This window comes from Azonexus sp. (genome assembly GCF_041909095.1).
Classification (GTDB): domain Bacteria; phylum Pseudomonadota; class Gammaproteobacteria; order Burkholderiales; family Rhodocyclaceae; genus Azonexus.
Map to the genome: position 1 here is coordinate 413,147 of NZ_JAYREB010000001.1, position 24,782 is coordinate 437,928.

23 protein-coding genes are annotated in these 24,782 nt (G+C 66.0%); 9 read left to right on the forward strand and 14 right to left on the reverse strand.

Annotated elements, in window-relative coordinates; translation table 11 throughout:
• Positions 1-9: 9 nt before the first annotated feature.
• Positions 10-2,247, reverse strand: a complete 2,238-nt coding sequence (gene ggpS, locus ACE3OV_RS02085) for a glucosylglycerol-phosphate synthase (protein ID WP_374324537.1) — start codon at positions 2,245-2,247, stop codon at positions 10-12.
• Between the two features lie 468 nt (positions 2,248-2,715).
• Between ggpS and ACE3OV_RS02090 the strand changes: the two genes are divergently transcribed.
• Positions 2,716-7,275, forward strand: coding sequence for an EAL domain-containing protein (locus tag ACE3OV_RS02090; protein WP_374324539.1), 4,560 nt, complete (start codon positions 2,716-2,718; stop codon positions 7,273-7,275).
• Between the two features lie 25 nt (positions 7,276-7,300).
• Here ACE3OV_RS02090 and ACE3OV_RS02095 read toward each other — a convergent pair whose 3' ends face one another.
• Genes ACE3OV_RS02095 through ACE3OV_RS02140 form a run of 10 tightly spaced genes read right to left on the reverse strand, consistent with a single transcriptional unit; the run spans position 7,301 to position 15,403 of the window.
• The gene (locus ACE3OV_RS02095) at positions 7,301-7,723 is read right to left on the reverse strand and encodes a nuclear transport factor 2 family protein (protein WP_374324541.1); all 423 of its coding nucleotides are present in this window, start codon (positions 7,721-7,723) and stop codon (positions 7,301-7,303) included.
• A gap of 1 nt (position 7,724) precedes the next feature.
• A complete protein-coding gene (locus tag ACE3OV_RS02100) occupies positions 7,725-8,486 on the reverse strand; it encodes an SDR family NAD(P)-dependent oxidoreductase (protein WP_374324543.1) in 762 nt (253 codons plus the stop codon).
• Positions 8,487-8,494: 8 nt separating this feature from the next.
• Positions 8,495-9,016, reverse strand: a complete 522-nt coding sequence (locus ACE3OV_RS02105; RefSeq protein WP_374324545.1) for a DUF3833 domain-containing protein — start codon at positions 9,014-9,016, stop codon at positions 8,495-8,497.
• Complete coding sequence (locus ACE3OV_RS02110) at positions 9,013-10,236, reverse strand: MFS transporter (protein WP_374324547.1); 1,224 nt, start codon at positions 10,234-10,236, stop codon at positions 9,013-9,015. Before ACE3OV_RS02110 ends, ACE3OV_RS02105 begins: the two co-directional genes overlap by 4 nt.
• Before the next feature lies 1 nt (position 10,237).
• Entirely contained in the window at positions 10,238-10,732 is a 495-nt protein-coding gene (locus tag ACE3OV_RS02115) for a chalcone isomerase family protein (RefSeq protein ID WP_374324549.1), read from the reverse strand.
• Positions 10,719-11,909, reverse strand: a complete 1,191-nt coding sequence (locus ACE3OV_RS02120) for a class I SAM-dependent methyltransferase (RefSeq protein WP_374324551.1) — start codon at positions 11,907-11,909, stop codon at positions 10,719-10,721. Before ACE3OV_RS02120 ends, ACE3OV_RS02115 begins: the two co-directional genes overlap by 14 nt.
• A complete protein-coding gene (locus ACE3OV_RS02125; protein ID WP_374324553.1) occupies positions 11,906-12,676 on the reverse strand; it encodes a DUF1365 domain-containing protein in 771 nt (256 codons plus the stop codon). The genes ACE3OV_RS02120 and ACE3OV_RS02125 overlap by 4 nt, the downstream gene beginning before the upstream one ends.
• Positions 12,677-12,683: 7 nt before the next feature.
• Positions 12,684-14,000, reverse strand: a complete 1,317-nt coding sequence (locus tag ACE3OV_RS02130) for an NAD(P)/FAD-dependent oxidoreductase (RefSeq protein WP_374324555.1) — start codon at positions 13,998-14,000, stop codon at positions 12,684-12,686.
• A gap of 9 nt (positions 14,001-14,009) precedes the next feature.
• Positions 14,010-14,810: a GTP cyclohydrolase FolE2 gene (gene folE2 / locus ACE3OV_RS02135; protein WP_374324557.1), complete on the reverse strand. Its 801-nt coding sequence runs from the start codon at positions 14,808-14,810 to the stop codon at positions 14,010-14,012.
• Positions 14,811-14,833: 23 nt separating this feature from the next.
• Positions 14,834-15,403: a glutathione peroxidase gene (locus tag ACE3OV_RS02140; RefSeq protein WP_374324559.1), complete on the reverse strand. Its 570-nt coding sequence runs from the start codon at positions 15,401-15,403 to the stop codon at positions 14,834-14,836.
• Positions 15,404-15,507: 104 nt separating this feature from the next.
• Here ACE3OV_RS02140 and ACE3OV_RS02145 point away from each other — a divergent pair, with 104 nt between their 5' ends.
• Positions 15,508-16,416 carry a MerR family transcriptional regulator gene (locus ACE3OV_RS02145; protein ID WP_374324561.1) on the forward strand — a complete coding sequence of 303 codons (909 nt, stop codon included), beginning with the start codon at positions 15,508-15,510 and terminating at the stop codon, positions 16,414-16,416.
• 38 nt (positions 16,417-16,454) lie between these two features.
• Positions 16,455-16,943: a D-glycero-beta-D-manno-heptose 1-phosphate adenylyltransferase gene (gene rfaE2, locus ACE3OV_RS02150; protein WP_374324563.1), complete on the forward strand. Its 489-nt coding sequence runs from the start codon at positions 16,455-16,457 to the stop codon at positions 16,941-16,943.
• Positions 16,944-16,949: 6 nt separating this feature from the next.
• Here rfaE2 and ACE3OV_RS02155 read toward each other — a convergent pair whose 3' ends face one another.
• From ACE3OV_RS02155 to ACE3OV_RS02165, 3 genes are read right to left on the reverse strand one after another with little or no spacing between them, the layout of a single operon-like run.
• Positions 16,950-17,798, reverse strand: a complete 849-nt coding sequence (locus ACE3OV_RS02155; RefSeq protein ID WP_374324566.1) for an HDOD domain-containing protein — start codon at positions 17,796-17,798, stop codon at positions 16,950-16,952.
• A gap of 24 nt (positions 17,799-17,822) precedes the next feature.
• Positions 17,823-18,296, reverse strand: a complete 474-nt coding sequence (gene ssb, locus ACE3OV_RS02160) for a single-stranded DNA-binding protein (RefSeq protein ID WP_374324569.1) — start codon at positions 18,294-18,296, stop codon at positions 17,823-17,825.
• Between the two features lie 12 nt (positions 18,297-18,308).
• Positions 18,309-19,511, reverse strand: a complete 1,203-nt coding sequence (locus ACE3OV_RS02165; RefSeq protein WP_374324572.1) for an MFS transporter — start codon at positions 19,509-19,511, stop codon at positions 18,309-18,311.
• Positions 19,512-19,662: 151 nt separating this feature from the next.
• Between ACE3OV_RS02165 and ACE3OV_RS02170 the strand changes: the two genes are divergently transcribed.
• The 6 genes from ACE3OV_RS02170 (at position 19,663) to ACE3OV_RS02195 (ending at position 24,722) form a co-directional block, all read left to right on the forward strand.
• Positions 19,663-20,313: a nuclear transport factor 2 family protein gene (locus ACE3OV_RS02170; protein WP_374324575.1), complete on the forward strand. Its 651-nt coding sequence runs from the start codon at positions 19,663-19,665 to the stop codon at positions 20,311-20,313.
• A gap of 97 nt (positions 20,314-20,410) precedes the next feature.
• Entirely contained in the window at positions 20,411-23,236 is a 2,826-nt protein-coding gene (uvrA, locus tag ACE3OV_RS02175) for an excinuclease ABC subunit UvrA (RefSeq protein WP_374324577.1), read from the forward strand.
• The gene (locus tag ACE3OV_RS02180) at positions 23,233-23,613 is read left to right on the forward strand and encodes a diacylglycerol kinase (RefSeq protein ID WP_374324579.1); all 381 of its coding nucleotides are present in this window, start codon (positions 23,233-23,235) and stop codon (positions 23,611-23,613) included. The genes uvrA and ACE3OV_RS02180 overlap by 4 nt, the downstream gene beginning before the upstream one ends.
• Positions 23,614-23,728: 115 nt before the next feature.
• Entirely contained in the window at positions 23,729-24,124 is a 396-nt protein-coding gene (locus tag ACE3OV_RS02185; protein ID WP_374324581.1) for a BPSL0067 family protein, read from the forward strand.
• Positions 24,118-24,534 carry an STY0301 family protein gene (locus tag ACE3OV_RS02190; protein WP_374324583.1) on the forward strand — a complete coding sequence of 139 codons (417 nt, stop codon included), beginning with the start codon at positions 24,118-24,120 and terminating at the stop codon, positions 24,532-24,534. The genes ACE3OV_RS02185 and ACE3OV_RS02190 overlap by 7 nt, the downstream gene beginning before the upstream one ends.
• Before the next feature lie 23 nt (positions 24,535-24,557).
• A complete protein-coding gene (locus ACE3OV_RS02195; RefSeq protein WP_374324585.1) occupies positions 24,558-24,722 on the forward strand; it encodes a hypothetical protein in 165 nt (54 codons plus the stop codon).
• The last annotated feature ends 60 nt before the right edge of the window (positions 24,723-24,782 follow it).

The window sequence follows — 24,782 nt, forward strand, 5'->3', positions numbered from 1 at the left end:
CTTGCGCAGTCAGCGCGGGACGCCTGCGGCGGCGACTGCCTCGAGGAATTCCCGGCCCCAGCGCTCGATGTCGTTGTGCCGGACAATCTCGTTCAGGCCGCGCAGGCGCGATTCGCGCTCGACCGGATCCATTTCCAGCGCCTGACGCAGACGCTCGCGCAAGTCGGCTGGATCGTGCGGATTGGTCAGCAGCGCGCCGTGCAGCTCGGCGGCGGCGCCGGCGAACTCGGAGAGCACCAGGACGCCGCGCCCGTCGGTCTGGCCCTGGGTCGCCACGTATTCCTTGCAGACCAGGTTGAGCCCGTCGCGCAACGGCGTGATCCACATCACGTCGGCCTCCGCATACCAAGCGACGACCTCCTCGAACGGTAGCGGCCGGAAGAAGAAACGGATCGGCGACCAGCCGACCTCGGCGTACTGACCGTTAACGCGGCCCACCGCCTGCTCGATCTGCACCTGCAGTTCGTCGTACACCGTCATTTCCTTGGCCGCCGGCACACAAACGACAACCAGCGACACCTTGCCGCGCATCTGCGGATGGCGTTCGAGCAGATCGCCGAAGGCGCGGATCTTTTCCAGCGTGCCCTTGGTGTAGTCGAGTCGTTCGACCGACAGCACCAGGCGCTTGCCGGCAAATTCGTTGCGGATCGCCGCCCGCCGCCCGGGCGTTTGCGGATGCTGCAAGGAACGCCCGATGCGGCCAAGATCGAGGCCGACCGGATGCGCGCCGAGGCCGATCTGCCGCCCATGGACCTCGATCCGGGTAGTCATCGTCTCCAGGCCGACGGCGCAACCGTAGCTCAGGTAGCGCGGGGCGCAGGAACGCCGCTCAAGTATGCGCAGCGACGCCACGCCGGCGGCGACATCGACGAAATTCTCCGCCTGCCGGGGTATGTGGAAACCGATGTAATCGCATTGCAACAGGCTGCCGACGATTTCACGGCGCCAGGGCAGGACGTTGAAGGCGTCGGCCGACGGGAAATAGGTGTGGTGGAAGAAGGCAATCTTCAGGTCCGGCCGCAACTCCCGCAGCGCCGCCGGCACCATCCACAGGTTGTAATCGTGCAGCCAGACGGTCGCCCCCTCGGCGGCTTCGGCCGCGGTCCGTTCGGCGAACTTGCGGTTGACGGCGAGAAACACCTGCCAGTCTTCCTCGCGGAATACCGCCCGTTCCCAGAAGGTGTGCAGGGTCGGCCAGAAGGCTTCCTTGGAGAAACGCTTGTAGAAGACGTCGACCTCGTCCTTGGATAAGGCGACGCGGGCGGCGAGCAGGCCGGGATAAGCCTGGGCATCGACCGTGGTATGCACCGCGAAGGGCGGATCGCGGACCTCGTCATGGATGCTCCAGGCGACCCAGGAACCGCGTTGCCCGGTAGCGAAAAAGGAAAGCAGGGTCGGGATGATGCCGTTCGGCGACTTCGGCCGCCGCTGCACGATACGCCCGTTGATCCGGTACTCCTCGTAGGGCAGCCGGTGATAGACCATCACCAGTTCGGCCGGGCCGCGCTCGGCGTTGCCCGTCGCCGCGTCGAGATAGCCCGGTCGCAGCAGCGAGAAATGGACGATCGCCTGCAGGATGCCGCCGCAACCGGGATCGCTCGCGTGCAAGGCGTTGGCTAGATCGGCGGTAGCCGCCAGCAGCGCCGGTTCGGAATCGCCGACGCAGACGCCCGAAAAACCGGCTTCGAACATCGCCAGATCGTTCAGCGTATCGCCAGCCACCAGCACTTCGTCATGGGCAAGGCCGAGCTGGTCAACCAGCGCCAGCAGGGTGCTCCCCTTGTTCACGCCAACCGGCAACAGATCCAGATAGCGGCTCGCCGAATACATGACCTCGCAACCGAGCGCGCGCGCCGCTTCGACCAATGCCGGCGTCACCGCGTCCTGATGACAGAAATAGGAGCAGCGCCGCTGTTGCGGCACTTCCTGGCGCTCCAGCTCGGGAAACGCCGCCATCGCATCGGCGACCGTGCGCTCGCCCGGCCAGCGCATGTCGATGGCCGCCTGCAGGGGTTGCACCGGCTGCAAGGAGGCGCCCTCGACAACGGTGGCGCCGACATCGCAGATGATGTAATCGGGCGTCGGCACCAGCGGATCGGACAACAGCGGCATCACCGCCTCCAGCCCGCGCCCGGTGACGAACACCAGCTGGATGTCCTGACTGCCGGAAACCAGTTGATACAGGGTTTGGCGGTGCTCCGCCGAACCCCCGAGAAAGGTTCCGTCGAGATCGGTTGCCAATAACATCAAGTCACTCCCGGACGCCCCCCGGAGCGGCAAGACCACAGGACATCAAAAACCGAAAATCGCCGGGCCCGAACTGCCCCGACACGAAACAAATACATTGCCTAGCAATCCATTTTTTTGCCGCAAAAAACATTGTAACAACACATCTAGTTGATTCCAAATATAATTTTTAAATTAACATGGTTTCCGTGTCAAAAAAATAGTTTTGTGACAAATAAATCCGGGGCAAATTTCCGGAAAAAAGGCATGCGCACACTCCAGCCAATTCTCCGGCACACACGCCCGTCGAACAGCGGCAAAGCACGTGTCGCCTAACGGAATTCCAGCCCCCGGCTATTACTTTCGACAGCCCAGCGGGATATTGTGTCAACATAGCGACTCCTTCGCAGCATATCTCGCGGCAGATTCAGGCACTCGAACATGACGACCGGCAAACTCAAAAAGGCGCCCGTTCCCGGAACAGCGGCAGTGTCCACACCAGCCAAGACACCGACCCGCCGAAGAACAAAAAAACCTGCTCCGCTAGCCGCCAGCGTCACCCAGCCGCTCTACCTGGTCGGCATCGGCGCCTCGGCTGGCGGCCTGGAAGCCTTGTCCAACCTGATCGCCGCCCTGCCGACCAATCTGGGTCTGGCCTACGCGGTGATTCAACATCTGTCGCCGACCCATCGCAGCATGATGGCGCAGTTGCTGGGACGCGAGACGGCAATGGCGGTCAAGGAAATCACCGATGGCATGGTGCCGGAATGCAACACCATTTACGTGACGCCGCCGAGCAGCAACATGGTCCTGCGCGACGGCCGCTTCGTCCTGCAGGAGGAACCCAAGAACGCCAGCCCACGCCCCTCGGTCAATGCCTTCTTCTCGTCACTGGCGGCAGAAAAGGGCGAGGATGCGATCGGCGTCGTGCTCTCCGGCACCGGCAGCGACGGTGCGGTCGGCCTGCGCGAGATCAAGGCAGTTGGCGGCTTCACCTTCGCCCAGGAACCGCAGAGCGCGAAATACAACGGGATGCCGCAGGCGGCCATCGACACCGGCTGCGTCGACTGGGTGCTGCCGGCCGACGGCATTGCCCGCGAGATTGCCCAGATCGCCCGCTCCAAGGGTACCGTCGCGGTCAATCCGCCGGCCTCGACGACCACCCTGAAGAAGCTGCTGATCCGGGTCAAGCAGCAGACCCGCATCGACTTCGGCCATTACAAGGAAGGCACCGTCTGGCGCCGTATCGAACGGCGCCTGGCAGCCCGCCATGTATCCAGCCTGGACGACTATCTGGCACTGGTCGAGGCCGACCCGGGCGAACTCGATCACCTGTGCAAGGACATCCTGATCTCGGTGACCGCCTTCTTCCGCGACCCCGAGGCCTTCGACGCCCTGCGCACGACCCTGCAGGCATTGCTCGCAACCAAGCATTTCGGCGATGAAATCCGCATCTGGGTCCCGGGCTGCGCCACCGGCGAGGAGGCATACACGATAGCCATCCTGCTCGCCGAACTGCTCGGGCCGAATCTGAACCAGTTCCGCATCCAGATTTTTGCCACCGATCTCGATCTCAACGCCCTCGCCGTCGCCCGCCGCGGCGGCTACCCGGAAACCGCCCTGTCCGGCATGGACCCGGCACTGGTGTCCCGCCACTTCACCAACACCGGCAACCGCTACGAGGTCTCGCGCACGCTGCGCGACATGGTGGTGATTGCCCGCCAGGACCTGGTACAGGACCCGCCTTTCCTGCGTCTGGACCTGGTCAGTTGTCGCAATGTCCTGATCTACTTCCAGAACGAGTTGCAGATCAAGGTGCTGGCGACCTTCCATTACGGCCTGCGACCAGGGGGCTATCTCTTCCTGGGCAAATCCGAGGGGGTCTTCCAGCAGGAAGGCCTGTTCGACGCGAGCGACAAGACTGCCCGCATCTACCGCCGCCGCACCGGCGAATCGCGCCTGCTGCCGATGCCCACCTTCCGCCTGCCGGACAACCGCGAACGACCGGCCGTCCAGCAAGCCAACGCCCAGCAACGCCTGCTCGAGGCCTCGATCAGCCTGTTCGTTCCGCCAACCATCCTGATCAACGCCGCTTTCGAAATCCTGCACATCCAGGGCGATGTCGCGCACTTTCTGACGATCAGCGCCGGCAAACCCACGACCAATCTGCAGCAACTGATCCGCCGCGAATTTCGCGCCGACCTCAACCTCATGCTGCATCAGGTCGAGCGTTCCTCGGAGTCGGCCAGCGGACGCCCCCACCTCATCAAGACCATCGATGGCAAGCGGCGCATCCAGATCTCGGTGCACCCTCTGGAAAAGGGCGTCACCAGTTCCTTCTTCCTGGTTGCCTTCGAAACGGCGGTGCCGGAAAAGGACGCCAGTGGCGAGCCCCGCAGCGACCCCCTGCAGGACTCGGTCGACGTCAAGGCTCTCGAAGAGGAGCTCATTTCGACCCGGGAACGTTTGCAGACGGTGATCGAGGAACTGGAAACCTCGAACGAGGAAATGCAGGCGCTCAACGAGGAAGTGCAAGCCGCCAACGAAGAGTTGCAATCGACCAACGAGGAGCTTGAATCCGCCAACGAGGAACTGCAATCGACCAACGAGGAACTGACGACAGTCAACGAGGAACTGCAGGTCCGCACCGGCGAACTCGCCGAAGCACTCAACGATCTCGAAAAAATCCAGAACAGCGTCGGTTTCCCTATCCTGGTGTGCAACGAAAAACTCGAGTTGTCGCGCTTCAACAGTCCGGCCGTGATGATCTTCCTCCTCACCGAGAAATCCCTGGGCCAGACGCTGCCTTCGCTGCGCCTGCCATTCGGCATGAAGGATTTCTCGCCGCAGGTCCGGCGCGCCATCGAGCACAATCAGGCGGTTGAAGAAGCCGTGTTTTCCAACGAGCGGCATTACCTGCTGCACATCGCCCCCTACGAAACCACCCGTCCCGGGGCCCGCGGCGCGGTCATCAGCCTGATGGATCACACCGAGCGCCTGGCGGCGGAACGGGCGATCCGCGAAAGCCAGGAGCGCCTGCTGGCGATCATGAACAACTCGACCTCGATGATTTCGCTGAAGGACCTGGCGGGACGCTACGAGTTCGTCAATCGGCAGTTCGAGAAAACCTTCGCGCTCAAGTCGGCCGAGGTGATCGGCAAGACCGATGCGCAGATCTTCAGCGGCCGCAATGCCGACCAGTTTCGCAGCAAGGAACTCGAGGTGGTCCGGCGCCAGGAAGCCATCGAATCGGAGGAAGTGCTGCAGCGTGCCGATGGCAACCGCTACCTGCTCTCGATACGCTTCCCGCTGTTCAGCGCCGACAACGTGATTCAGGGGGTGTGCACCCAGTCATCGGACATGACCGACCGCCGCCACGCCGAAGAACAGTTGCGCCTGGCCGCACGCGTCTTCGATCGAGCCGGTGAAGGCATTGTCGTCACCGACCCGCAACAGAAGATCGTCACCGTCAACGAAGCCTTCACCCAAGTCACCGGCTATACGGCCGAAGAGGTGGTCGGCAGGTCACCGGCCGTCCTCGCCTCCGGTCGCCACGACGAGCGGTTTTATCGGGAAATGTGGGAAGTCCTTGCCGCAAAAGGCTGGTGGCAGGGCGAAATCTGGAATCGCCGCAAATCCGGGGATGTCTTTCCCGAATGGCTCACCATCAACACGGTGCACGACTCCGATGGCGCGCTCACCAATTACGTCGGCATCTTCAGCGACATCACCCTGGTCAAGGACTCGCAACGGCGTGTCGAATTCCTCGCCACCCACGATGAACTGACCACCCTGCCCAACCGCACCCTGTTCGTGGACCGGATACGCCAGGCCATTGCGCGCACCAAGCGGCACGAGGATCAGTTTGCCATCCTGTTCGTCGATCTCGACAACTTCAAGGTGGTCAACGACTCGCTCGGGCACGCCGCCGGCGACGAGCTGCTCAAAGCGGTTGCTGCCATCCTGCGCGACTGCCTGCGCGCGGCGGATACCGTGGCCCGCTTTGGCGGCGACGAGTTTGCGCTGCTGATCGAGGAAACGACGCCCGACGAAGTGGACATGACCGCCCGCCGCATCTCCGACGCGCTCGGCCATTCCATCACCATCGGCGAGCACGCCCTGTTTGTCAGCGCCAGCATCGGCGTCAGCCTCTATCCGAACGACGGCAGCGATTCCGAGACCCTGCTCAAGAATGCCGATAGCGCGATGTATCAGGCCAAGGAGGCAGGCAAACGCACGCATCGGTTCTACACCAGCAATCTCAAGGAAGAGGCGGACGAGCGTTTGCAACTGGGTAACGGCCTGCGGCGCGCCATCGACAACGACGAACTGTTCCTGCTCTACCAACCCCAGGTCGACATGAGCAGCGGCCAGCTGGTCGGCATGGAGGCCCTGATTCGCTGGCAGGAGCCGGAAAAAGGCTTGATCCTGCCGGACCGCTTCATTCCCCTCGCCGAGAAATCCGGGCTCATCCATCACGTCGGCGACTGGGTGGCGGACGCGGCCTGCCGCCAGGTAGCCACCTGGATCGCCCAGGGTTACGAAGTTCCCAGAATGTCGATCAATGTCTCAGGCGAGCAGTTCCGGCGCTCTCATCTGCCTTCGATGATCCGAAGACTGCTGTCCCACTACGGACTGGAAGCCAGTCAACTGACCATCGAACTCACCGAAACCGCGCTGATGCTCGACCCCGACCACTGCAGCCGCCTGCTGCGGGATCTGAAGGCACTCGGTGTCGGCCTGAGCATCGACGACTTCGGCACCGGCTTCTCGTCGCTGTCGTCGCTGCGCCGCTATCCCATCGACGAGCTGAAGATCGACCGCTCCTTCATCGACGAAGTCGGATCGAACCCCGATGCCCGGGCCATCACCCAGACCATTCTGGCCATGGCCAGCACGCTGGGGCTATCGGTGGTGGCGGAGGGCGTCGAGACCGAGCAACAGGCGGCGACACTGCGCGACATGGCCTGCCCGGCCGGACAGGGCTACCTGTTCGCCAGACCGCTGAGTGCCGGAGAAATGAGCGGGCACTTGCGCCAGCGCGCTTGATGCCGGCGCGCTGGCGGCACCAGGATCACGCCGCCAGCATCCGCCGCAGCCCGCGCCACAAGCCACCCATCAGCGGCAGCTTCATGTACAGCTCCTCGCCGGTATCCCAATAGTCACGGTGGTGGCTGACCTTGCCGGCGGCGTCGAACTTGAGGTGGGAGACGCCGCGCATCAGTTGCGTCTCGCCCTTGCCCCAGAGCCGGACGCGGTAGCTGAACTCCCAGACCAGCATGGCGCCACCGGCATCGGCGACGGTTTCGGTGACAACGAAGCGCGGCTCGCCGACCTGGGTGAACATGTGGCGGAAGATGCGCTCAATCGCCGGCAGACCGCGCACCTCGTTGAACGGGTCCTTGAACCAGGCATCGTCGGCATAAAACTCGGCGAAGCGGCCGACGGTCTCCGGGGTCAGCGTATGGTAGAAATCGATCAGGGCATCCAGCTTCATGTCAGCCTCCGGTGAAACGACGAATCAGGGGAAAATACCAGCGGTCGGGCAGCAGCGAGAGCAGCTTGAGGACGCGGGTGAAGCGCTTCGGGTAGTGGATTTCGAAAGCGCCGCCGGCCAGGCCATCGAGCGTCGCCTGCGCCGCCGCTTCCGGGGTGAGCAGGGCCGGCATGGCGAAATCGTTCTGCGCCGTCAGGCGGGTGGCAACGAAGCCCGGGTTGATCGCCCAGACGCCGATGCCGCGCGGCGCCAAGTCGAGGTGCAGGCATTCGGCAAAGTGGATCAGCGCCGCCTTACCAGGACCGTAGGCGAGTGCCTTGGGCAGGCCGCGATAGCCGGCGACGCTGGCGACAAAGGCGATACCGCCGCCCGGGCGCAGCTCGGGCAGGACGGCGGCGGTCAGGCGTAGCGCACCATGGAAATTGACCTCAATCAGGCGCTCGGCCGCCGCCAAATCGAAGTTGTCGGCACGCATCGGCATGTAGTCACCGGCCAGGTAGACAACCAGGTCGATGCCACCCCATGCGCTGCGCAGTTCGGCGGTGGCGGCGACCAGGGCAGCGGCGTCGGTGACGTCGCAGGGCAGGCAGCGGGCGCCGGGAATGGCCAACGCCGTCAGCGCCTCGGCCCGCCGGCCACTGAGCGCCAGGCGGGCACCGCGCTCAGCCAGCGCGCGCGCCAGGGCGGCGCCGATGCCGGCTGAGGCGCCGAGCAGCCAGACCCGCTTGTCCTGCCACTCGTCGAGGCGCGGATTGAGTGCCATGCCGCCGCTCAGCGCTTGGTGAAACTCAAGGTGACTTCGCCGAGGTAGAAGCCCCACTTCGACATGCGCGAGCGGTTGAGCATCACCTTGTCGTCGATCAGGAACATCCAGTCGTCGAAATCGACGTGGTACACCTTGCCGTCGACCGGCAGCGCCAGCACGTAGCGCCAGCGCAGCGCGTTGCCGGAGACTTCGCCGATGGCCTCGCCGACGACGTCGTCGGCAGTGCCAATGTAACGGCCACCGGGCTGGCGGCGCAGCGTCCACACCCGGCGCGAAGTCGTGCCGTCGGACCAGGTGAAATGCTCGTCGAGAACGCCGGTGTCACCTTGCCAGCTGGCGTCGATGACGACGTGGAAACGCTTCTGCACGGCGCCGTCGCGGCCCTGGAACATGCCCCAGGCGTCGAGCTTGCCGGAGAAATACTGTTCGAGCACCAGGCGCGGTTGCTCGGCCCGGTAATGTTCGACGCCGGGCGTGGCGCAAGCGGCCAGACCCAGCGACAACAAGGCAGCAGCCAGTAGTTTCATGATTCGACCTCCAGTGAATTGCGCCAGCGCCACAACAGGAAGGCGGCCAGCGCCTTGAACAGCAGCGGCAGCAGGGCATAAGCGAAGACCAGGGCGGTTTGTCCCTGATCGCTGCCCGGCCGGTAATCGAAGACGCCGAGCAGCGGCAGGGCGATGCCGGCGGCCAGCGCCAGGTTGAGCTTGGCGAAGAAGTTCCACACCCCGAAACAGGCGCCCGAACGCCCCTGGCGCTCGCCGAGGTCGGCCGCCAGCGCCGCCGGCAGGGCCAGGTCGGCCCCCAGCGCCAGCCCCGACGCCACACAGACGACGGCGAACAGCGCGACATCGCCCGGCCCGAGCAGGCCGGCGCCGGCAAAGGCGAGCATGGCCACGCCCATCGCCAGCAACCAGGCGCGCGGCCGGCCGATGCGCACGGACAGCTTCAGCCACAGTGGCAGCGACGCCGCCCCGGCCAGGAAGTAGGCAGCCAGCAGCGGCCCGCTGGCGCTCTCCGCCCGCAGGATGTCGGCGACGAAGAACAGGAACAGCGTCGCCGGAATCGCCGCGGCGAAACCGTTGCAGATGAAGACCAGCAGCAGCCGGCGGAAAGCGGTGTCGCGCAGCACCTCGCGCAGCGCCGGCAGCAGGGCGCTACTGACGGCAACCCGGTTGTTTCCCTCGCCGACGCGGGCCAGGGTGACGCCGCCGGCGAGCACCAGCAGCACCGGCAGGACCCAGGCCAGGCGGGCGATGCCGTCGTTGAGCGCAACCGCCAGCAGGGCCGGCAGGGCGGCGGCGACGAGCACGCCGAGCAGGCCAAAGGCCTCGCGTGAGGCGACCAGCCGGGTGCGCTCCGGCGCGTCCTTACCGACCGCCGCACCCCAGGCCTGGTAGGCGACGGTGGCAGCAGAGAAGCCGGCGTAAGTCAGCAGCAGGCTGGCCAGCAGCCAGGGCGCGGCGTGTTCTACCGGCGGGTTGAGCAGGGCGACGAAACCGAGCGCGAAAGGCAGCAGGGACACGGCCACCATGCGCCGCCGCGACACCCGGTCGGCCAGCCAGCCCAGCCAGGGATCGATGCCGGCGTCGAGCAGGCGGGCAAGCAGCAGGATGGCGCCGAGCAGACCGAGATCGAGACCGGTGACATTGGCGTAGAAGGCCGGCACATGGACGTACAGCGGCAGCGCGGCAAATGCCAGGGGCAGCGCCAGCAGGCCGTAAGCCAGGGTCGGCAGTGGGCGCATCTCAGCCCTGCCCGAGCAAGGCGGTGCGCAGGGCCGGCGCACTGCTGCGCGGGTCGAGCCAGATGCCGAAGAAGGCACGGGCGAAGGCCGGATCGCGCACGGCGCCGATCAAGGCATCATTCTGGTAGAAATAGGCGCCGTCGTCGCGCCACACGCCGAGCAGATGATCGCCGTCGCGCACGTCGGGAAAGATGCGGCGCATGGCCAGGTCCCAAGCCGCCAGTTGCGATTCGTCGACGACCAGGCGGCGCATTTCAGTCGTGCTGGCGTCGGCGATGGCCTGGCCCGACAGCTTGCGCCGGTAATCCAGGCGCAGGGCCAGCGGCGGACCGTCGGGAACCTCACCGGTCCACAAGGTGGCGTCGTAGACATGAAAACCGAAGCGACGGAAGCTGCCCTGCCCGCGCGGACGCAAGCCCTGCATCGGGCTGGCAGTGCCGAGCAGTGGCCAGCACAGTGCCACCAGCCCGGCCAGGAGCAGGCTACGCCGGCGCATGAGCGAGCTCGAACTGGACGACATCGATGTTGCCGGCCAGGAAACCGGCCTCGCAATAGGCCAGGTAGAAACGCCACAGGCGGCGGAAACGCTCGTCGAAGCCCTGCTGGCGGATGGCCGGCCAGTTATCCTCGAAGGCCTGCCGCCACTCGGCGAGGGTGCGCGCGTAGTCGCGACCGAAGGCAAATTCGTCATTCACCACCAACCCCTGGCGTGCCGCGGCGGCACGGAAAGCGGTGCGCGAGGGCAGCATGCCGCCGGGGAAGATGTACTGCTGGATGAAATCCGTTCCCTTGCGGTAGTCGGCGAACAGGTCGTCGGCGATGGTGATGCTCTGGACCACGGCTTTCCCGCCGGGCTTGAGCGAGCCGGCCAGCTTGGCGAAATAGGTCGGCCACCAGCGCTCGCCGACCGCTTCGAACATCTCGATCGAGACGACATGATCGAAGCGCTTGTTCAGGTCGCGGTAATCCTGCAGGCGAAGCTCAGCCTCCGGCACCCGCTTCTGCGCCCACGCCAGTTGCGCCGGCGACAGCGTCAGCCCGGTGAGCGCCAGCCCGTCGTCGCAGGCCAGGCGGGCGAAGCCACCCCAGCCGCAGCCGACTTCCAGAATCTGCTGGCCCGGTTGCGCCTGCAGGCGGTCGAGGATGCGCCGGTACTTGGCCTGCTGGGCGCTTTCCAGACTACCGTCGTCGGCGTCGCGGTAGATCGCCGCCGAATAGCTCATCGTACGGTCCAGCCACAGACGGTAGAAATCGTTGCCCAGGTCGTAGTGCGCCAGGATGTTGCGCCGGCTGCCGCTGCGGCTGTTGCGGTTGAGCAGGTGGCGAAGGCGCGCCAGCAGCAAGGCACCCCAGGAGCCGTACACGGCCTGGCGCAGCGTCTCCCGGTTGCCGGCCAGCAATGCCAGCACGCCGCTCAGGTCGGGGCTGTCCCAGTGGCCATCGAGGTAGGCTTCGGCCAGGCCGATGTCGCCGCGGGCGAGTACCCGGCAGAACATCTCTTCGTCATGCACCTGCAGGCTGACGCCGCTGTCGCCGTCGCCGAACAGGGTGTTGCTGCCGTCCGCCAGGCGGATCTCGAGCAGGCCGCCGCGCAGGCCGGCGAGCAGCTCGAAGACGGTGCGGGTGTCGCGGGCCGGCCGGCGGCCACCGCGCAGGGTCAGGGTTTCGTTCATTTGCTGGTCTCCTGAAGTAGCGGGCCCTTGTTGCCCGGGTTGGCGCCGACGAAGGGCACGCCCTTCAGCCACAATTTGAGCGCCTGCCAGTGAATGCGGAAGATGACGCCGGCAGTGAGCAGCGGCATGCGCAGGAAGTTGCGCAACAGGCTGCCCGCTCGCCAGCCCTGCGGGCGGCCGGAAATCGAGGTGAGCAGCAGGTCGCCGTCGGCATCGGCGTAATCGATGCGGGCCACCTGGGTTTCCCGCTCCAGGCGGAAGCGGAAGCGGTAGCCGCCTTCGACCTCGCAGAACGGCGACACATGGAAGATCTTGGCGGCTTGCAGTTCGGCACCGTCGGCCAGCGGCCGGCCGTGGTCGTGCAGCAGGTAGCTGTGATGACCGCCGAAGGTGTTGTTCACTTCGGCGAGGACGGCGATCAGCGCCCCGGCGCGATCGCGGCAGTACCAGAAGCTGACCGGGTTGAAAACGTAACCGAAGACGCGCGGAAAAGTCTGCAGCATGATCTCGCCGTCGTCGGGCAGGCCCTGTTCGCGCAGCACGCCGGTGATCCACGGCAGCAGCGGCGAACCGTCGCGCGGACCGTGGTCGGCGCTGCGCAGCGACAGGATGTTGCGGCGGTCGACCGAGAAGATGCCGCAGTCACACCCATCCAGACGTCGTACCGGCAGCTGGATGTAGAACACCGGATAGACGAAGGCATTGACCACCGGCCGCAGGCGCCGGTGCATGACATGGCCGAGGAAAAGTTCGGGCGAGCCGCGCATGATGAGCTCAGGCCGTTTCCGTTTCGGCCAGCAGTTCGGCGACGCTGCCCTGCCAGGGCGCCTGGACACCGAGCCCATTGGCCACGCGCAAGGCCGACTTGAGGCCGTCCTCGTGGAAGCCGTAGCTGCCCCAGGCGCCGGCCAGCCAGATGCCGTTTTCGCCCTGGACCCCGGCCAGCTTTTCCTGGGCGGCGATGGCGGCGGCGTCGAACACCGGGTGGGCGTAGTCGAACTCGGCCAGAATCTTGTCCGGCGCCGGCTCGCTGACCGGGTTGAGGGTCACCACCACCGGCGTCGAGAAAGGCAGCGGCTGCAGCTTGTTGATCAAGTAGGAGACGCCGACCGGCTGCTCGCCCGGCGCGCCTTCGCCGGCAAAGTAGTTCCACGCCGACCACAACGAGCGCTGGCGCGGCAGCAGGGCCGGATCGGTATGCAGGATCGCCCGGTTCGGCTGGTAGCGGATCGCCGCCAGCACCTCGCGCTGGGCGTCGCTGGCGGTGTAGCCGAGAATGGCCAGCGACTGGTCGCTGTGGCAGGCCATCACCACCTGGTCGTAATGGTCGCTGCCGCGCGCATGCGTCACCCGCAGGCCACCGGCTTCACGGGTGACGGCGCTGACCGGGCAGGCAACGCGGACGTCGTCGAGCTGTTCGGCGAGCTTGCGCACATAGGTCCGGGCGCCGCCGCTGACGGTGCGCCAGGCCGGCCGGTCGAAGACCTGCAGCAGGCCGTGGTTGTTGCAGAAACGGACGAAGGGGCCGAGCGGCATGGCGCGCATCTGGCCGGTCGGGCAAGACCAGATGGCGGCTGCCATCGGCAGCAGGTACCAGTCGGCAAATTCGCGCGAATAGCTGCCGGCATCGAGGAACTCGCCCAGGCTGCGGGCATCGCCCGGATGCGTGAGCAGCCAGGCGGTGCTCTCGCGGTTGAAGCGCAGGATGTCGCCGAGCATGCGCCAGAAGGCCGGGCGCAGCAGGTTGCGCTTCTGGCCGAAGACCGTGGCCAGATTGCTGCCCGCCCATTCCAGTTCGGGCTTGCGCAGGCTGACCGCGAACGACATCTCGGTCGCCACCGAGTCGACCCCGAGCAGGGCGAACATGGCGATCAGGTTGGGATAGGTGCGTTCATTGAAGACGAGGAAACCGGTATCGACCGGATGCGTGCAGCCATCGACTGTGACATCGACGGTATTGGTGTGACCGCCGAGGTAGTTGCCCGCCTCGAACAGGGTCACGTCGTAGCGGCGCGACAACAGCCAGGCGCTGGCCAAGCCCGAGATGCCGGCGCCGACGACGGCGATACGCTGACGGTTGATCCTGTCCATGATGGCTCCTCAGACATTGACGCCGTGCAGCTCGGCGTAGGCGGAATGGTTGTGGATCGACTCGAAGTTTTCCGAGATCACCTTCCACTCGCCGATGCGCGGCTCCTTCATGAGGCGCAGCGCGATGTCGCGCACCAGGTCCTCGACGAATTTCGGGTTGTCGTAAGCGCGTTCGGTGACCCACTTCTCGTCCGGCCGCTTGAGCAGGCCGAACACCTCGCACGAGGCCTCGTCCTCGGCGATGCGCACCAGCTCCTCGATGCCGAGCATGGCATTGAGACGGACCTCGAGGGTGATCAGCGAGCGCTGGTTGTGCGCACCGTAGTCGGCAATCTTCTTCGAGCAGGGGCAGAGGCTGGTCACCGGCGCCGTGACCGCCAGGGTCAGCGTCGGGTAACGCCCCTCCTCACGTTCGACGACGAAGGCGGCGTCGTAATCGAGCAGGCTTTCGACACCGGAAACCGGCGCCTGCTTGCGGATGAACCAGGGAAAGCGCAGCTCGATGCGGCCGCTGCTGGCGTCCAGGCGCAGCAGCATTTCCTCGAGCAGGCGGAACATGCCTTCCTGGCTGAGCACGCCGCGCCGCTCCTCGAGCAGCTCGATGAAGCGCGACATGTGCGTGCCCTTGATCGCTGGCCCGAGGCCGACGGTCATCGCCAGCGTGGCGACCGTGGCCTGACTGTCGCCGTTGGCGGCCAGCAACTGGATGGGGCAGCGCAGCCCCTTGACGCCGACTTTCTGGATCGCCAGCAGGCGGTCGTCGGGCGAGGACTGGACGTCGGGCAGGAAGAGCTTTTCGGGGGCGTTCATGGGATTCTCCGGGGGCGGCGGGTTCAGGGGGCGGCGTCGAGGAAGGCCTCGACCTGTTTCAGGAAGGCTGGCTCGTCAGGCCGCGTGCTGCTGCCGAAGGCGAGCACCCGGCGGCTGTCGCGGCTGATCAGGTACTTGTGGAAGTTCCACTGCGGCGGGCTGCCGGTCAGTTGCGCCAGTTGCCGATAGAAAGGATGGGCGGCGTTCCCCTTGACCGCGGTCTTCGACACCATGGGAAATTCGACGCCATAGGTCGAGCGGCAAAAGTCGGCAATCTGCTGGTCACTGCCCGGCTCCTGCTCACCGAAATCGTTCGACGGAAAACCCAGCACCACCAGGCCGCGCTCGCGCAGCCGGGCGTAGAGCGCTTCCAGCCCCTCGTACTGCGAGGTGAAGCCGCAATAACTGGCGGTATTGACCACCAGGATCACCTTGCCGGTGTACTGGCAGAGCGACAGCGGCCGGCCGTCCTTGAGATCGGCGAAGCGATGGTCGAGCAGCGGCGGACAATCGGCCGCCCGCGCCACCGCCGGAACCAGCGCGGTGATGGCGAAGAGGGAGGCGACGAGGCAGCGGCTCAGGGTGGACAACATGCTTATCTCCGAATTTGTCCTGGACAAACCAGGGCTTTGTTCGTAAGATAGTCAGCAACAACCCCTTTGTCAACGATTTGTCTAACATTTGTTCAGGACAAAGAATGAACAACCCAGGTTTCGACATTGCCACCGTCGAGCGCGACACCGGCCTCTCGAAAGACGTCCTACGCGTCTGGGAGCGCCGTTACGGCTTTCCGCTGCCGCAGCGCGACGCGCACGGCGAACGACGCTACAGCGCCGACCAGGTGGAGCGCCTGCGCCTGATCAAACGCCTGATGGATCAGGGGCATCGCCCCGGCAAGCTGGTCGCCGCGCCGCTCGAGACGCTGACCGGGCTGAGCCCGCGCCGCCCGCGCCCGGCGCCGCCGGCCGGCGGCGAAACGGCCGCCGACGGGCTCGACGAACTGCTCGACCTGATTCGCCAGCACGACGCCAACGGTTACGCGCAGGCCATGCAGCAGCGGCTGGCGCGCCAGGGGCTGCTGCGCTTTGTCCAGGACACCGTGGCGCCACTCACCGGACGCATCGGCGAAGAATGGGAAAACGGCCGCATCGAGGTTTTCGAGGAACACCTGTTCACCGAACTGACCAAGCGCCTGCTGCGCCAGAACATCGCCGCCCTGCCGGCCGGCCGGCAACGGCCGCGGGTGATCCTGACCAGCGTCCCGGAAGAACAGCACGTCCTCGGCCTGCTGATGGCGGAAACCCTGCTCGCCCTGGAAGGCGCCGAGTGCATCCCGCTCGGCACGCAGATGCCGCTGCTCGAGATCGCCCGCGCCGCCGAGGCACACCGGGCGGACATCGTCGCCCTGTCGTTCTCGGTGGCTTTCCCCGGGCGCCGCGTGCCGACCCTGCTGCAGCAATTGCGCGAACTGCTGCCGCCGGACACCGCGCTGTGGGCGGGCGGCGCCGGCATCCAGCGCACGCCGTTGCTGCCCGGGGTGACGCTACTGCACGGCCTGGCCGACGCGCTGCAGGCGCTCACCGACTGGCAGCGCGAACACGCCTGAGGACGGCGCGCGCCACCGGCCGCGCTACAATGCGGCCCATGAACTACGCCCTTCCCGCCTTCGAGGCCAAGATCTGCACGCCGGACCAGCTGGCCGCGCGCGCCGCCCAGCTAGCCCGGCCGCTGGTATTCACCAACGGCTGTTTCGACATCCTGCACCGCGGCCACGTCACCTATCTGGCGCAGGCCGCCGCGCTTGGCAGCAGCCTGGTGGTGGCGCTCAATACCGACGCCTCGGTGAAACGGCTGGGCAAGGGCGACGAACGCCCGGTCAATACGCTGGAAGATCGGCTGGCGGTGATGGCGGCGCTCGACTGCGTCGCCCTCGTCACCTGGTTCGACGAGGACACGCCGCTACAGCGCATCCTCGACTGCCGCCCGGAAGTGCTGGTCAAGGGCGGCGACTGGCCGGTGGACAGGATCGTCGGCTGCACCGAAGTGCGCGGCTGGGGCGGGACGGTGCATTCCATCCCGTTCATCCACCAGAAATCGACGACGGCCCTGCTCGACAAGATCCGTCGTCTGTAGCGCCGCTCAGGCGCCGAGCGCTGCCTTCAGCGAGGCGACTTCCTCTTCCGATTCCTCGACGATGCTGGCCAGGGTGTCGGCATCGAACAGCGAATCGAGCATCGAGGTATCGACTTCGCCGTCGTACTCCGGATCGCGCCAGCGCGAGGTGCGGTTGGCGATCTTGTTGGCGACGTAGAGGACGTCGGACAGGGTCCTGATTTCCTTGATCTCGCGCGGCGTCTCGTGTTCCTGAACGGCGAGCAGCACCGACTCCGGCGAACCGAGCGCCGAGAGCAGCGCGTGACCGATGCTGTCGTGCCAGCCGGCAAGCAGCGCGTGCAGTTCCGCCTTGTCGGCGACCAGCTCGGGGAAGCCGGCGGCGCGCGACATCAGGTAAAAGACGCCGATGTCGTGCACCAGCCCGGTGAACATCGCCTCGTCGCCGTTGATCTTGGCGATCTTGCGCGCCAGCACGCGGGACAGCGCGGCGACGTGCGCGGTGTGCTCCCAGAGACGGCGCGAGATTTCCTCGAACGGCTTCATCTGCTTCGAGCACAGCAACTGCTCCATGGCGACGGCGAAGGAAACGGTGCGCACCGCCTCCATGCCGACCCGGATGATGCCGTTCTTGACGTCGGCGATCTCGCGCCCGGACGGGTTGAGCGCCACCGAATTGGCCATGCGGATGATCTTGGTGCTCATCAGCGGCTCGGCGCCGACCAGCTTGGCCAGCTGGTCGACGTTCAGGTTCGGGTCCTTGAGCGCGCTGCGCACCTGGAAAGTGATGTCGAGGAAGGTCGGGAAGGTGATTTCCTTGCCCGACAGGTCCCTGGCGATGTCTTCGAGAATCTTGAAGGTGACGGCCTTGCTCATGCGCGCTTGCCCCTGGCTGAAAAATCAGAACGGAATGTCGTCGCCCAGATCGTCGAACGAGGGCTTCGGCCGATTCTTCGGCGGTGCCGGCGCGTAATCGGCCGGCTCGTCGTAGCCACCGCCGCCACCGCCAGCGCCCTGTGCCGCCGGCGCGCCCATGCCCTGGCGCGAGCCGAGCATCTGCATTTCGGTGCATTCGATTTCGGTGGTGTAACGATCCTGGCCGTCCTTGTCCTGCCACTTGCGGGTCTTGATGCGGCCTTCCAGGTACACCTGGGAGCCCTTGCGCAGGTACTGGCCGGCGATTTCGGCGAGCTTGCGGTAGAAGACGACGCGATGCCATTCGGTGATCTCGCGCTTGTCGCCGGTGTTCTTGTCCTTCCAGCTTTCCGTCGTCGCCAGGCGGATGTTGCAGACCGCGTCGCCGCTTGCCGTGTAGCGGGTTTCCGGATCGGCACCCAGGTTGCCGACGAGTATCACCTTGTTGACCGATGCCATCGTTATCGTCTCCTAAACAGTTTGGACCGCCGGCGCCGCGCGCCGCGGGAATTTCATGGTGGCGGCGACCGCCAGCCAGAGCAGGGCGAGCACCGCGCAGGCGGAAAAGACCGCATTATCGCCGAAATGCTGCGCGATGTACCCGCCCAGCGCACCGCCGATGAACAGGCCGAGCGCCTGGGTCGTGTTGTACACCCCGAGCGCCGCACCCTTGGCCGCCGGCGGCGCGGTGCGCGAGACCAGCGAAGGCAGCGTCGCTTCGAGGATGTTGAAGGCAACGAAGAAGAGCAGCAGCCAGACGCCGAGCGCCAGCAGGCTGTCGCTGAACAGGAACAGCCCGCCCTGAACCAGCGCGGTCAGCCCGACCGCTGCCAGGAACACCGGGCGCATCTGGTCGCGGCGCTCGGCGGCGATGATCGCCGGCACCATGAAGGCAAAGCTGGCGATCACCGCCGGCAGGTAGACCTTCCAGTGTTCGGCGGCGGCCAGCCCGCCGCGGTGCAGCAGCGCCTGCGGCAGGACGACGAACATCGCCATCTGGATCATGTGCAGGCTGCCGATGCCGAAATTGAGCTTGAGCAGCGCCGGATCGGCCAGCACCTTGCGCAGCGGCAGCTTGACGTGACCGGCCGGGCGCGGCACCGCCGGCACCGTCTTCAGCAGGAGGCCGATCGCCGCCAGCGCCAGCCCGCCAGTCAACGCAAACAGGCCGCTCAGGCCGATCCAGCCGTAGAGCAGCGGCGCGCCGACCAGCGACAGCGCGAAGACCAACCCGATCGACGAGCCGATCATCGCCATCACCTTGGTTCGGTGCTCCTCACGCGTCAGATCGGCGGCGAGCGCGGTGACTGCCGCCGAGATCGCGCCCATGCCCTGCAGCACGCGGCCGGCGATGATCCAGTGCAGATCCGGCGCCCAGGCAGCGACGAAACTGCCGAGCGCGAACAGCAGCAGGCCGGCGACGATCACCGGCTTGCGCCCGACGCGGTCGGAAGCGATGCCGAAGGGAATCTGGAAGACAGCCTGCGTCAGCCCGTAGGCGCCGAGCGCCAGACCGACCAGCAACAGGCTTTCGCCGCCGGGAATGCTCGCCGCATGCGCGGAGAACACCGGCAGGATCAGGAACAGGCCGAGCATGCGCAAGGCGAAGATCGACGCCAGCGAAGCGCCGACACGACGTTCGGCAGGGCTCATGCGGTCGGAAATGGCGGACATGGGAAATTTGTTGCAACGCAGCGAAGGACTGGAGTTTAGCAGGTTTGCCCCGGACAGGCCGCCGCCCCCTACGCAAGACCTAGGCCATAGGTTATAGTCACACCTTGTTGTTGTCATTTTTCGACCAACGCTTTCACGATCGGGAGGGATCATGAGCAAAAAGAACAGCATCGGCAAACAGGGGATTGCCGCCGGACTCGTCATCGCCACGCTGGGCGCCGCCGGCTGCGGCAGCACCATGCGGATGTTCGATCCACCGCCGCCGCCGGCGATGGAGCAGGACGCCCCGCCGCCGGTCGCGGCCCCTGCTGCCGCCCCTGCTGCCGCCCCTGCTGCCGCACCCGCACCCGCTGCCGCACCCGCTGCCGCACCCGCACCCGCTGCCGCCGCTACTGCCACTGTCGCAGCTCCCGCCGCCCCGGCACCGGCTGCGCCAATCCCGGCCGCAGCTCCCGCCGACGGCAGCCTGCAGGACTTCGTCAACGGCTGGCGCGATGCCTGGGTCGCCCGTGACGTCAACGCCTATTTCAAGCACTACTCCCCGGAATTCAAGGGCCAGGCAACCAGTGCCGAAGAGTGGCGCAGCGCCCGCCAGCGCGTGATCGGCCGCGCCGGCCAGATCGAATTGCAACTCGGCACGCTGGAAATCCGCCGCGAAGGCGACGACCGCGCCTGGCTGACTTTCGAGCAGCGCTACAAGACGCAGTCGTACGCCGATTCGGGCATCAAGCAGTTGCAGTTGCGCCGGGTCGCCGGCAAGTGGCAGATCGAGCAGGAAGTATTCTCGACCGCCAAGCCCTGACCCTAACGGAAAGCTGTACATCCATACAGCTTTCCGTGCAAGGCGCGCCGCTTTTGCGTATAGTTCCCGCTTCGTCCCAACCCCAGGTAGACCGGCGATGGAAACTCTCCGCATCCGCGGCGCCCGCACCCATAATCTCAAGAACATCAACCTCGACCTGCCGCGCGATCAGTTGATCGTGATCACCGGCCTGTCCGGGTCCGGCAAGTCCTCGCTCGCTTTCGACACGCTCTACGCGGAAGGCCAGCGCCGCTACGTCGAATCGCTGTCGGCCTACGCCCGGCAGTTCCTGCAGTTGATGGAAAAGCCCGACGTCGACCTGATCGAGGGTTTGAGCCCGGCGATCTCGATCGAGCAGAAGGCGACCAGCCACAACCCGCGCTCGACCGTCGGCACCGTCACCGAAATCCACGACTACCTGCGCCTGCTCTACGCCCGCGCCGGCACGCCCTACTGCCCGGACCACGACCAGCCGCTGGAAGCGCAGACGGTGTCGCAGATGGTCGATCACGTGCTGGCGCTGCCCGAGGACACCAAGCTGATGATCCTGGCCCCGGTGGTGGCCAACCGCAAGGGCGAGCAGCTCGAACTATTCACCGAACTGCGCGCCCAGGGTTTTGCCCGCGTGCGCGTCGACGGCACGGTCTATGAAATCGACGCCGTGCCCAAGCTAGCCAAGTCCACCAAGCACACCGTCGATGTCGTCGTCGACCGCCTCAAGGTGCGCGAGGACATGCGCCAGCGCCTCGCCGAATCCTTCGAAACCGCGCTGCGCCACGCCGACGGCCGCGCCGTCGCGCTCGAGATGGATTCCGCCAAGGAACACCTGTTCTCCGCCAAGTTCGCCTGCCCGGTCTGTTCCTACGCCCTGCAGGAACTGGAACCGCGTCTCTTCTCCTTCAACAACCCGATGGGCGCCTGCCCGAAGTGCGACGGGCTGGGTGTCATCCAGTTCTTCGACCCCAAGCGCGTCGTCACCAACCCGGCGGCGTCGCTCGCCGGCGGCGCCATCCGCGGCTGGGACAAGAAGAACCAGTTCTACTTCCAGATCATCGAATCGCTCGCCGAGCATTACGGCTTCTCGGTCGACACCCCGTGGCAGGAACTGCCCGAGAACATCCGCCAACTGGTGCTCTACGGCTCCGGCAAGGAAGCGATCAACTTCCGCTACGCCAATGAGAAGGGCACGCGCTTCGACCGCAGCCACACCTTCGAGGGCATCATCCCCAACCTCGAACGGCGCTACCGCGGCAGCGACTCCAACGCCGTACGCGAGGAGCTGTCGAAATACATCAGCAACTCGACCTGCCCGCACTGCAACGGCACCCGCCTGCGCGTCGAGGCCCGCCACGTGCGCGTCGGCGACAAGACGCTGCACGAGATCAACCGCCTGCCGCTGGGCGAGGCGCGCAATTACTTCAACTGCCTGCAGCTGCCCGGCCACAAGGCGCAGATCGCCGACAAGATCCTGAAGGAAATCACCGCCCGCCTGACCTTCCTGATCGACGTCGGCCTTGACTACCTGTGCCTCGAACGCTCGGCCGAAACGCTCTCCGGCGGCGAGGCGCAGCGCATCCGCCTGGCTTCGCAGATCGGCTCCGGGCTGACCGGCGTCATGTACGTGCTCGACGAACCGTCAATCGGCCTCCACCAGCGCGACAACGACCGCCTGCTGCAAACGCTCCGTAACCTGCGCGACATGGGCAACACCGTGCTCGTCGTCGAACACGACGAGGACGCCATCCGCAGCGCCGACTACGTCGTCGACATCGGCCCCGGCGCCGGCGTCCATGGCGGCAGCGTCGTCGCCGAAGGCACGCCGGCCCAGGTTGCCGCCAACCCGGCCTCGCTGACCGGCGCCTACCTGTCCGGCGCGCGCGAAATCGCCGTCCCGCAGAAACGCCGGCCACAAAACCCGGACAAGCAGTTGCAGGTGGTCGGCGCCTACGGCAACAACCTGCGCGACGTCACCCTCGAACTGCCGGTCGGCCTGTTCACCTGCGTCACCGGCGTTTCCGGCTCGGGCAAGTCGACGCTGATCAACGACACGCTCTACGCCGCCGCCGCCAAGCACCTCTACGGCTCGACCGCCGAACCGGCGCCGCACCAGGAAATCGTCGGCCTCGACCTGTTCGACAAGGTGATCAACGTCGACCAGTCGCCGATCGGTCGCACACCGCGCTCCAACCCGGCGACCTACACCGGCCTGCTGACGCCGATCCGCGAACTATTCGCCCAGGTACCCGAGTCGCGCGCCCGCGGCTACGGGCCGGGGCGCTTCAGCTTCAACGTCAAGGGCGGGCGCTGCGAAGCCTGCCAGGGCGACGGCATGATCAAGGTCGAGATGCACTTCCTGCCCGACATCTACGTCCCCTGCGACGTCTGCCACGGCAAGCGCTACAACCGCGAGACGCTGGAAATCCAGTACAAGGGCAAGAACATCCACGACATTCTCGGCATGACCGTCGAGCAGGCACGCGAATTCTTCGACCCGGTGCCGGTCGTCGCCCGCAAGCTGCAGACCCTGGTCGATGTCGGCCTCTCCTACATCACCCTCGGCCAGGCGGCGACCACCCTCTCCGGCGGCGAGGCGCAGCGGGTCAAGCTGGCGCTCGAACTATCGAAGCGCGACACCGGCCGCACCCTCTACATCCTCGACGAACCGACCACCGGCCTGCACTTCGCCGACATCGAACTGCTCCTGAAAGTCCTGCACCGCCTGGCCGACCACGGCAACACCATCGTCGTCATCGAACACAACCTCGACGTGATCAAGACCGCCGACTGGATCGTCGACCTCGGCCCCGAAGGCGGCGGCGGCGGCGGCCGCATCCTGGTCGCCGGCCCGCCGGAAGCTGTGGTCAAATGCCGGGCCAGCCACACCGGGCGCTTCCTGCAACCCCTACTGAACAAGAAACAATGAGCGACTACAAGGAATTCAAAGGCAAACAGGGTCTCGTCCGCCTGTTCAACGCACTGGGCTACTCGCGCGACGGCCTCTGCGCCGCCTGGAAGAATGAAGCCGCCTTCCGCGAGGAAACCCTGCTCGCCGCCATCACCATCCCGCTCGCCTTCGTCCTCGGCCAGACCGGCGTCGACCGAGCGCTGATGGTCGGCAGCATCCTGCTCATCCTGATCGTCGAAATCCTCAACTCCGGTCTCGAAGCCGTTGTCGACAAGGCCTCGCCGGAAAAGCACGAACTCGCCAAGCGCGCCAAGGACATGGGCAGTGCTGCGGTTCTGCTGTCGCTGGTCAACGCCGCCGTGGTCTGGACCTGCGTGCTCTGGCCGGCGGGCTGAACCGGCGCCGGCACGAAGAAGACAAAAGCGCCTTTTCCTGACGCAGTAATGACATTGACAACGGCGGTGCGCTAACATCGCCGCTTCATGCCAACGTCAATACCGGAGATCAGCCATGGCGCATGTCCTCGAAAACACCGACCTGTATCGCAACCGAAGTTTCCCGAACGAACGCGGCAACACCGAATGCGTCGAGTTCATCCAGCAGACCCTCGCCGCGCCGCCCACCCGGCAATGGCGCCAGGGCATGGCCATCCGCAAACTGGCGCCGGGCGTCAGCGACCCGATCCGCAAAGGCACCGCCATCGCCACCTTCGTCGGCGGCGCCTATCCGCAGCAGGGCAATACCGGCAAGCACGCCGCCATCTACCTCGGCCAGAACGCCGACGGCATCCAGGTCCTCGACCAATGGCGGGCGCAAGGCCGGGTGCAGCCGCGCACCATCCCCTGGCAGCCACGCCGGCCTGGCCTCAGCAACGATGGCAACGCTTTCTCGGTGATCGAATGGTGAAACCCGCCCTGCCCCAACTCGCCCTCGTCGCGCTGCTGGCCACCACTGGCTGCAGCGCACAGGCAGAACCCGTCGCCTGCCCGCCCAGCATCGCGGTCAGCGAAACCTTGAGCGACGCCGCCCCGGAACCCTGGACCGCCCGCTACGACAAGGCCAGTCGCAATCTCGCCGGGGTCGGCTTTTTCGACGGCCACCCCGACGAACAGCGAAGCCTTGCCCCGAGCAGCGACTCCGGCGGCCGCAATTCCGTCGCCACCTGGAAATTCGGCAGCAACCCGGCTCCGGTCTGGCTGAGCTGCCGCTATCAGGACAGCGCCGTCACGCTGACACGACCGCTGCCGGCCAATTACCGGGAATGCCGGGTCAGCCAGGGCCCGGGCGGCATCATCCGCGGCATCGACTGCCGCTGAACGCCTGCTGCAGCGATGCGCCGATGATCGACGAGCTCGTCACCCTCGCCATCGTCGCGGCGATCGATGTCAAAACCGCGGGGGCCGCCAGCAAACACCGCTGGCTGCGCCTGCCGCGGGCGCCGCTCGGGCTGTTTTTCCTGGCGGCGGTGACCGCCGGCATTTACGTCACCTTCCGTTATTCGTGACACGGGTTAGCGGCGGGCAGGAAACTCATCCGCCCCGCTTGCGCGTAGTATCCGTTGCTG

Excerpts from the sequence above, each read along its gene's own strand:
- ACE3OV_RS02140 (WP_374324559.1), bottom strand. The coding sequence starts at position 15,403 with ATGTTGTCCACCCTGAGCCGCTGCCTCGTCGCCTCCCTCTTCGCCATC.
- ACE3OV_RS02125 (WP_374324553.1), bottom strand. The coding sequence starts at position 12,676 with ATGCGCGGCTCGCCCGAACTTTTCCTCGGCCATGTCATGCACCGGCGC.
- ACE3OV_RS02195 (WP_374324585.1), top strand. The coding sequence starts at position 24,558 with ATGATCGACGAGCTCGTCACCCTCGCCATCGTCGCGGCGATCGATGTC.
- ACE3OV_RS02155 (WP_374324566.1), bottom strand. The coding sequence starts at position 17,798 with ATGAGCAAGGCCGTCACCTTCAAGATTCTCGAAGACATCGCCAGGGAC.
- rfaE2 (WP_374324563.1), top strand. The coding sequence starts at position 16,455 with ATGAACTACGCCCTTCCCGCCTTCGAGGCCAAGATCTGCACGCCGGAC.
- ACE3OV_RS02145 (WP_374324561.1), top strand. The coding sequence starts at position 15,508 with ATGAACAACCCAGGTTTCGACATTGCCACCGTCGAGCGCGACACCGGC.
- ACE3OV_RS02170 (WP_374324575.1), top strand. The coding sequence starts at position 19,663 with ATGAGCAAAAAGAACAGCATCGGCAAACAGGGGATTGCCGCCGGACTC.
- ACE3OV_RS02165 (WP_374324572.1), bottom strand. The coding sequence starts at position 19,511 with ATGTCCGCCATTTCCGACCGCATGAGCCCTGCCGAACGTCGTGTCGGC.
- ACE3OV_RS02130 (WP_374324555.1), bottom strand. The coding sequence starts at position 14,000 with ATGGACAGGATCAACCGTCAGCGTATCGCCGTCGTCGGCGCCGGCATC.
- ACE3OV_RS02185 (WP_374324581.1), top strand. The coding sequence starts at position 23,729 with ATGGCGCATGTCCTCGAAAACACCGACCTGTATCGCAACCGAAGTTTC.
- ACE3OV_RS02110 (WP_374324547.1), bottom strand. The coding sequence starts at position 10,236 with ATGCGCCCACTGCCGACCCTGGCTTACGGCCTGCTGGCGCTGCCCCTG.
- uvrA (WP_374324577.1), top strand. The coding sequence starts at position 20,411 with ATGGAAACTCTCCGCATCCGCGGCGCCCGCACCCATAATCTCAAGAAC.
- ACE3OV_RS02100 (WP_374324543.1), bottom strand. The coding sequence starts at position 8,486 with ATGGCACTCAATCCGCGCCTCGACGAGTGGCAGGACAAGCGGGTCTGG.
- ssb (WP_374324569.1), bottom strand. The coding sequence starts at position 18,296 with ATGGCATCGGTCAACAAGGTGATACTCGTCGGCAACCTGGGTGCCGAT.
- ACE3OV_RS02180 (WP_374324579.1), top strand. The coding sequence starts at position 23,233 with ATGAGCGACTACAAGGAATTCAAAGGCAAACAGGGTCTCGTCCGCCTG.
- ACE3OV_RS02190 (WP_374324583.1), top strand. The coding sequence starts at position 24,118 with ATGGTGAAACCCGCCCTGCCCCAACTCGCCCTCGTCGCGCTGCTGGCC.
- ACE3OV_RS02120 (WP_374324551.1), bottom strand. The coding sequence starts at position 11,909 with ATGAACGAAACCCTGACCCTGCGCGGTGGCCGCCGGCCGGCCCGCGAC.
- ACE3OV_RS02095 (WP_374324541.1), bottom strand. The coding sequence starts at position 7,723 with ATGAAGCTGGATGCCCTGATCGATTTCTACCATACGCTGACCCCGGAG.
- ACE3OV_RS02115 (WP_374324549.1), bottom strand. The coding sequence starts at position 10,732 with ATGCGCCGGCGTAGCCTGCTCCTGGCCGGGCTGGTGGCACTGTGCTGG.
- ggpS (WP_374324537.1), bottom strand. The coding sequence starts at position 2,247 with ATGTTATTGGCAACCGATCTCGACGGAACCTTTCTCGGGGGTTCGGCG.
- ACE3OV_RS02105 (WP_374324545.1), bottom strand. The coding sequence starts at position 9,016 with ATGAAACTACTGGCTGCTGCCTTGTTGTCGCTGGGTCTGGCCGCTTGC.
- folE2 (WP_374324557.1), bottom strand. The coding sequence starts at position 14,810 with ATGAACGCCCCCGAAAAGCTCTTCCTGCCCGACGTCCAGTCCTCGCCC.